The 758-nt window shown below is 53.6% G+C and carries 1 protein-coding gene; it reads left to right on the top strand.

The genetic code is table 11. From position 1 onward, the window contains the following. Window positions 1-758: tandem-95 repeat protein (locus TZ48_RS20250; RefSeq protein ID WP_162674680.1), on the top strand; the 758-nt coding region annotated here is incomplete at both ends.

Below are 758 nucleotides of genomic sequence, written 5' to 3'. Positions count from 1 at the left end.
CGCTCACCACCGATGAAGACAACAACCAAACGCTCAGCTTCAGCTACAGCGATGTCGATGGCGATACGGTCACTGCAACGGAGAAATCCGCCCCGAGTCATGGTGAGCTCGCTATTAACGGCACGGACATCGTTTACACGCCAACAGCCAACTACAACGGTAGTGACAGCTTCACCATTACCTTGACCGATGGCAGCGGCTATACGGTGGATAAAACCATCACCGTAACGGTCTCCAGCGTCAATGATGAGCCGAGCATCACGATCGCCTCAACGCTGACCACCGACGAAGACAACAACCAAACGTTGAGCTTTAGTTTTAGCGACGTGGATGGTGATACGGTGACAGCAACCGAGAAATCTGCACCAAGTCATGGTGAGATAGCCATCAACGGCACGGACATCGTCTACACGCCAACCGCCAACTACAACGGCAGTGACAGCTTCACCATTACCCTGACCGATGGCAGCGGCTATACGGTGGATAAAACCATCACCGTGACGGTCTCCAGCGTGAACGATGAGCCGAGCATCACGATCGCCTCAACCTTGACTACAGACGAAGACAACAACCAAACGTTGAGTTTCAACTTTAGCGATGTGGATGGCGATACGGTCACCGCAACCGAGAAATCCGCGCCAAGTCACGGCGAGATCGCCATCAACGGCACGGACATCGTTTACACGCCAACAGCCAACTACAACGGTAACGACAGCTTCACCATTACCTTGACCGATGGTAGCGGCTACATGGTGGAC

Source organism: Vibrio variabilis (genome assembly GCF_003263785.1).
Classification (GTDB): Bacteria; Pseudomonadota; Gammaproteobacteria; order Enterobacterales; family Vibrionaceae; genus Vibrio; species Vibrio variabilis.
This window is presented reverse-complemented; position numbering and strand designations above follow the sequence as displayed.